At 69.9% G+C, this 6386-nt stretch carries 5 protein-coding genes; 3 read left to right on the forward strand and 2 right to left on the reverse strand.

Annotated features, from left to right (window positions below):
- Positions 1–16: 16 nt before the first annotated feature.
- The gene (locus M3E84_RS04180; RefSeq protein WP_259894746.1) at positions 17–721 is read right to left on the reverse strand and encodes a hypothetical protein; all 705 of its coding nucleotides are present in this window, start codon (positions 719–721) and stop codon (positions 17–19) included.
- Positions 722–802: 81 nt separating this feature from the next.
- Between M3E84_RS04180 and pcrA the strand changes: the two genes are divergently transcribed.
- The gene (gene pcrA / locus M3E84_RS04185; RefSeq protein WP_259894747.1) at positions 803–3175 is read left to right on the forward strand and encodes a DNA helicase PcrA; all 2373 of its coding nucleotides are present in this window, start codon (positions 803–805) and stop codon (positions 3173–3175) included.
- Positions 3176–3236: 61 nt separating this feature from the next.
- Here the strand turns inward: pcrA and M3E84_RS04190 are convergent, their stop codons facing one another.
- Complete coding sequence (locus M3E84_RS04190; RefSeq protein ID WP_259894748.1) at positions 3237–4004, reverse strand: hypothetical protein; 768 nt, start codon at positions 4002–4004, stop codon at positions 3237–3239.
- 206 nt (positions 4005–4210) lie between these two features.
- Here M3E84_RS04190 and sucC point away from each other — a divergent pair, with 206 nt between their 5' ends.
- Both sucC and sucD read left to right on the forward strand, forming a co-directional pair.
- On the forward strand, positions 4211–5380 hold the full coding sequence (sucC, locus tag M3E84_RS04195; protein WP_259894751.1) for an ADP-forming succinate--CoA ligase subunit beta: 1170 nt from the start codon (positions 4211–4213) through the stop codon (positions 5378–5380).
- A 32-nt stretch (positions 5381–5412) separates the two neighbouring features.
- Entirely contained in the window at positions 5413–6330 is a 918-nt protein-coding gene (gene sucD / locus M3E84_RS04200; protein ID WP_259894749.1) for a succinate--CoA ligase subunit alpha, read from the forward strand.
- The last annotated feature ends 56 nt before the right edge of the window (positions 6331–6386 follow it).

Raw genomic sequence — 6386 nt, forward strand, 5'->3', positions numbered from 1 at the left:
GCCCAGCAGTGCAGGCTCAGGCCTGCTGGTCCTGCCGACCGCGTTCGGCCATCTCTCCGGCGATCCGGCGCACCGAGCGCAGCATGGCCCACACCAGCAGTGCGATCATGCCCAGCAGCAGCGCCGCACGCAGGTTCATCAGCAGCGAGGCCATGGCCACCAGGACCTCGTCCTGCGGTTCGGCCACGGCGCGATCCAGCACCGAGCTGCCGAGCAGGTAGACGATCGCGAACACTGCCACCACGCCGAGTCCGACCCAGCGGAAGAGCGCCGAGCCCTTGGACTGCACCAGCACGAACGCCGCCCAGCCCAGGGCCATGCCCAGCGGGGCGATCAGCGCCGTGGTGTGATGGATCGAGCGATAGGCCTCGGCGGCGTCGCGGTCCATGGCCTCCGTGAAGCCTCGGAACCACTCGGCGTCGAAGCCCAGCAGGCGCAGCTCGGGGACGCCGTGCCCGTCGACCATGGCCGAGGCGAAGCCCGGCAGGATCACCAGGTTCACATAGGCCAGGAACAGCACCGCGATCGTCATGGCCACACCCACGATCAGCATGGGGCTCGACGGGGAGCTCTCCGGCTCCGGGCGCAGCTGCTCGCGGCGCGGATCCGCGGCCGGGCGCCCGGCCGCGGATCCGGTCGGGCCGGCGGCTGCGTGGCTCGTCGGAGCCTCCGCGGCGCTGTCGCCGTGCTTCCTGATCTTCTGCGCCCGCGAGAGTCCCATGCCTGCAGATTATCGGCCCTGCGTCATGGGAGCACGGCGCCCGCTGTGCTGTCCGGCGGCTCTCCTAGACTCGAGCCCATCATGGACTTCCTCTCGGACAACCCCCTGCTCTCCTCCTCGTCGGCCTCGGGCGCTGCCAGCGCCATGGAGCCGGTGGCCGATCGCCGCAGCCCGGAATCGCTCGTGGAGGGGCTCAACGAGCCGCAGCGCCAGGCTGTCGAGCACGCCGGCTCCCCGCTGCTGATCGTGGCCGGGGCCGGGTCGGGCAAGACCCGGGTGCTGACCCACCGCATCGCGCACCTGCTGGGCACGGGGCGGGCGCATCCGGGGGAGATCCTGGCGATCACCTTCACCAACAAGGCCGCCGCGGAGATGCGCGAGCGCGTGGTCGAGCTCGTGGGGCCGTCGGCGCGCAGCATGTCGCTGTCCACGTTCCACTCGTTCTGCGTGCGCGTGCTGCGCCGGGAAGCCGGCGCGATCGGGCTGAAGTCCACATTCTCGATCTACGACTCCGCGGATTCGCTGCGCGTGATCACTGCGGTGGCCAAGCAGCACGAGCTGGACCCCAAGCGCTTCGCCCCCAAGGCGCTGCAGCACGCGATCTCGTCGCTGAAGAACGAGCTGATCGACGATGAGACCAGCCTGTCCCGAGCCAGCGGCTCGGATCCGTGGGCGCAGGCGGTCGCCCAGACCTACCGCGGCTACACGCAGCGGCTGCGCGCTGCCAATGCCCTGGACTTCGATGACCTCATCTCCCAGACGGTGCACATGCTGCGGGCCTTCCCGCAGATCGCCGAGTACTACCGCCGCCGCTACCGCCACGTGCTGGTCGACGAGTACCAGGACACCAATCACGCCCAGTACTCGCTGATCCGGGAGATCGTGGGCCAGCAGGACGACCCCAGCGGGCTGCCGCCTGCGGAGCTGACGGTCGTCGGCGACTCCGATCAGTCTATCTACGCCTTCCGCGGGGCGGACATCCGCAACATCACCGAGTTCGAGAAGGACTATCCATCCGCTCGCACGGTGCTGCTCGAGCAGAACTACCGCTCCACGCAGACCATCCTCTCGGCGGCCAACGCCGTCATCTCCCAGAACGCCGGACGGCAGGACAAGCGGCTGTGGACGGCCGAGGGCGAGGGCACCGAGATCATCGGCTATGCGGCCGAGTCCGCGCACGAGGAGGCGCGCTGGATCGCCGAGGAGATCGATCGACTCCAGGACGCCGAGGGCATCCGCCCGGCGGACGTGGCGATCTTCTACCGCACCAACGCCCAGTCCCGCTCGCTCGAGGAGATCCTCATGCGCGTGGGCCTGCCCTACAAGGTCGTGGGCGGCACCCGGTTCTACGAGCGCAAGGAGATCAAGGACGCCCTGGCCTACATGCGCGCGCTGCTGAACCCGGATGACGAGGTCACCGTCCGGCGCATCATCAACGAGCCCAAGCGCGGGATCGGGGACCGTGCCCAGGGCGCCCTCGCCGCCCTGGCCGAGCGGGACGGGCTGTCCTTCATGGAGGCCGCCCGCCGGGCCGATCAGGCTCCGGGGATGGCCTCCCGCTCGATCAACGCGGTCCGGGCCTTCGTCCAGCTCATGGACGACCTCGCGACCGTCGCCGAGGGCAACAGCCCGGCGTCGGTGGTGGAGGCAGTCCTGGAGCAGACCGGCTACCTGGAGGCGCTGCGCACCTCGGACGACCCCCAGGACGAGACCCGCGTGGAGAACCTGGCCGAGCTCGTGGCGGTGGTCCGCGAGCACGAGCGCGAGCACCCGGAGCACGGACTGGCGGAGTTCCTGGAGCATGTGGCCCTGGTCGCGGACGCCGATCAGATCCCCGACCCGGACGAGCAGTCGCAGGGCGTCGTGACCCTGATGACCCTGCACACGGCCAAGGGCCTCGAGTTCCCGGTGGTGTTCCTCACCGGCATGGAGCACGGGATCTTCCCGCATCAGCGCTCCATGACGGATGAGACCCAGATGCAGGAGGAGCGGCGCCTGGCCTACGTGGGGATCACCCGCGCCCGTCGTCGGCTCTATCTGACCCGCGCGGAGAACCGCTCGCAGTGGGGGCAGACCCAGTACAACCCGCCGAGCCCCTTCCTGGAGGAGATCCCGTCCGAGCTGATCCGCTGGGAGCGCGAGGGCTCCGGCGCCAGGCCGGGCTGGGGCGGGGCCGCCTACGGCTCCGGGCTCATGGGCTCCGGAGGCTCACAGGCAGGGCCGGCGGCCTCCTTCCGGCGCGGTGCCCGCACACCAGCCGCCGGGCGCGTGGATCCGCAGCGGGAGGTCCTGGCTCTGAGCGTCGGCGAGCAGGTCGATCACAAGAGCTTCGGCCGCGGCACGGTGGTGCAGCTGGAAGGCCGCGGGGACCGGGTGATCGCCAAAGTCCGCTTCGGCTCGGAGGAGAAGCGACTGCTGGTGCGCTCGGCCCCGCTGAGCAGAGTGAGTCAGTGAGCCGCTGAAGCCGCGGACGGCGGGCTGGTCCGGGAGGAGCTCGCCTGCCGGGCCCAGGCGCTCATAGCAGCATCAGCAGCAGCCAGGCGGCGGCCGCGGTCCAGCGCAGGCGGCCGCCCACCAGCAGGTGCACCAGACCCAGCAGGGTGCAGCTGATCACGGTCGTGAGCAGGTCAGCCCAGCCCAACAGCAGCAGATCGGGGATCCCCAGCAGCAGTCCCAGCGCCAGCCCGCCCAGCGGGGCGCGCCTGGTCCAGGCCCTGCGGATCAGCGATTCGCCCATCAGCTGGGCCAGCGCGAGGATCAGCGCGGCGAGGATCGCGTAGCCGGTGTGGAAGATCACCCAGGCTGTCGTCGCGACCGCAACGGAGGTCCCGTAGGTCCCGTAGAGCCCGAGCCACAGCTCCACCGGCTGCAGGGTCCATCCGCCCACGAGCAGCGGCGGGATGATCACGGCCGAGAGCACCGCCGCGACGAACAGGACCAGCGCCAGCGTGGGCGAGCGGGGGTCGGCCTCGACATCTGGCTGACGGCGGCCCGCGGCGAACACCCGTCGCTCCCCGGCGGCCTGCTGCAGGTGCCGGTAGCCCCACCGGGAGGCGCCCAGAGCGAGCGCGCCCATCGCCAGCCACAGCAGGGACTGGGGCCACAGAGGCAGGAGGCGCCCCGGCGGGTCCAGCAGGTCGGGGGCCTCCGCCACGGGCATCCGCAGCGCGAACAGCGCCAGGCACACCGCCAGGACCCGCGCCGAGGCCCGGGTCCTGGCCGATCGCGCCGACGGCTCGCGGCGCGTGGTCGGGCCGGCGCCGCGCCGTTCGGGTGACTGCATGGGGGACAGTCAACCAACTCCGAGGCCCCGACGGGCGCAGGACGCAGCCGAGGGCGAGTCCGCTAGGGTGGGTGCAGGAGAGGCACGTCGCTGTGCCCTGCGCCGGGGTGCACCCGGCAGGACAGGGCCTGCGCGCCTCGACGGCATCGATCGGCCGCACATCCGCGCGGTCGGACAAGAACTTCGACGAAGAAGGGCTCTCAACCGTGGACCTGTTCGAATACCAGGCACGCGACATCTTCGAGAAGCACGGCGTGCCCGTGCTCCAGGGCATCGTCGCGACCACTCCGGAAGAAGCAAAGGCAGCCGCAGAGAAGATCGGCGGCGTGACCGTCGTCAAGGCGCAGGTCAAGGTCGGCGGCCGCGGCAAGGCCGGCGGCGTCAAGGTCGCCAAGACCGCCGATGAGGCCTACGAGTACGCGCAGCAGATCCTGGGCATGGACATCAAGGGCCACACTGTCCACCGCGTGATGATCGCCCAGGGCGCCGACATCGCCGAGGAGTACTACTTCTCGGTGCTGCTGGATCGCGCCAACCGCTCCTACCTGGCCATGTGCTCCGTCGAGGGCGGCGTGGAGATCGAGCAGCTGGCCGTCGAGCGCCCCGAGGCCCTGGCCCGCGTGGAGGTCGACCCCGCCGTCGGCCTGACCGAGGAGAAGGCCCGCGAGATCGTCGCACAGGCCAAGTTCGACGACGAGACCGGCGCCAAGATCGTGCCGGTGCTCGTGAAGCTCGGCGAGGTCTACAAGAACGAGGACGCGACCCTGGTCGAGGTCAACCCGCTGGTCAAGACCGGCGAGGGCGAGATCGTGGCCCTGGACGGCAAGGTCTCGCTCGACGACAACGCCGACTTCCGCCACGAGGACCACGCCGAGCTGGTCGACAAGAACACCGAGGACCCGCTCGAGGCCAAGGCCAAGGAGAAGGGCCTCAACTACGTCAAGCTCGACGGTGAGATCGGCATCATCGGCAACGGCGCCGGCCTGGTCATGTCCACGCTGGACGTCGTGGCCTACGCCGGAGAGAAGCACGGCGACGTCAAGCCGGCGAACTTCCTGGACATCGGCGGCGGCGCCTCGGCAGAGGTCATGGCCAACGGCCTGGACGTCATCCTGAACGACCCGCAGGTCAAGTCCGTGTTCGTCAACGTCTTCGGCGGCATCACCGCGTGCGACGCCGTGGCCAACGGCATCGTGAAGGCTCTGGAGATCCTGGGCGACACCGCGACCAAGCCGCTGGTCGTGCGCCTCGACGGCAACAACGTCGAGGAGGGTCGTCGCATCCTGGAGGAGGCGAACCACCCGCTGGTCACCTCCGTGGACACCATGGACGGCGGCGCCGACAAGGCCGCCGAGCTCGCCGCAGCCGCCAACTGACACCGCCGGAAACCGAAAGCAGAGGAAGCAGAATGTCCATCTTTCTGAACAAGGACTCGAAGGTCATCGTTCAGGGCATCACCGGCGGCGAGGGTTCCAAGCACACCGCCCGGATGCTCGCAGCAGGCACCCAGGTCATGGGCGGCGTGAACGCCCGCAAGGCCGGCACGACCGTCTCGCACAAGGACGCCCAGGGTGCCGACGTCGAGCTGCCCGTCTTCGGCGGCGTGGCCGAGGCCATGCAGGAGACCGGCGCGAACGCCTCGATCGTCTTCGTGCCCCCGAAGTTCTGCAAGGACGCCGTGATCGAGGCCATCGACGCCGAGATCCCGCTGGTCGTCGTGATCACCGAGGGCATCCCCGTGCAGGACGCGGCGGAGTTCTGGGCCCATGCCAAGGCGAACGCGGGTGAGGACGGCCGTCCCAAGACCCGCATCATCGGCCCGAACTGCCCCGGCATCATCTCCCCGGAGGAGTCGCTGCTGGGCATCACCCCGTCGAACATCACCGGCAAGGGCAAGCTGGGCCTGGTCTCCAAGTCCGGCACGCTGACCTACCAGATGATGTTCGAGCTGCGCGATCTCGGCTTCACCACCGCGATCGGCATCGGCGGCGACCCGGTCATCGGCACGACCCACATCGACGCTCTGGAGGCCTTCGAGGCCGATCCGGAGACCGAGGGCATCGTGATGATCGGTGAGATCGGCGGCGACGCCGAGGAGCGTGCGGCCGAGTACATCAAGGCCAACGTGACCAAGCCGGTCGTCGGCTACGTCGCGGGCTTCACTGCCCCGGAGGGCAAGACCATGGGCCACGCCGGCGCCATCGTCTCCGGCTCCTCCGGAACGGCCCAGGCCAAGAAGGAGGCCCTCGAGGCCGCCGGTGTGAAGGTCGGCAAGACCCCCACCGAGACCGCCGACCTGATGCGCGAGCTCATGGCCGGCAAGTGATCGATCTCAGCTGAGGATCTCAGCGGCATCATCGAGCACCGGCGCCCCGCCGGGCA

Origin of the sequence: Kocuria sp. p3-SID1428 (assembly GCF_025149945.1) — a bacterium.
GTDB lineage: Bacteria > Actinomycetota > Actinomycetes > Actinomycetales > Micrococcaceae > Kocuria.

What these genes read in the sequence shown, in the direction of transcription:
- M3E84_RS04180 (WP_259894746.1), bottom strand. Translation starts at nt 721, where the DNA reads ATGGGACTCTCGCGGGCGCAGAAGATCAGGAAGCACGGCGACAGCGCC.
- pcrA (WP_259894747.1), top strand. Translation starts at nt 803, where the DNA reads ATGGACTTCCTCTCGGACAACCCCCTGCTCTCCTCCTCGTCGGCCTCG.
- M3E84_RS04190 (WP_259894748.1), bottom strand. Translation starts at nt 4,004, where the DNA reads ATGCAGTCACCCGAACGGCGCGGCGCCGGCCCGACCACGCGCCGCGAG.
- sucD (WP_259894749.1), top strand. Translation starts at nt 5,413, where the DNA reads ATGTCCATCTTTCTGAACAAGGACTCGAAGGTCATCGTTCAGGGCATC.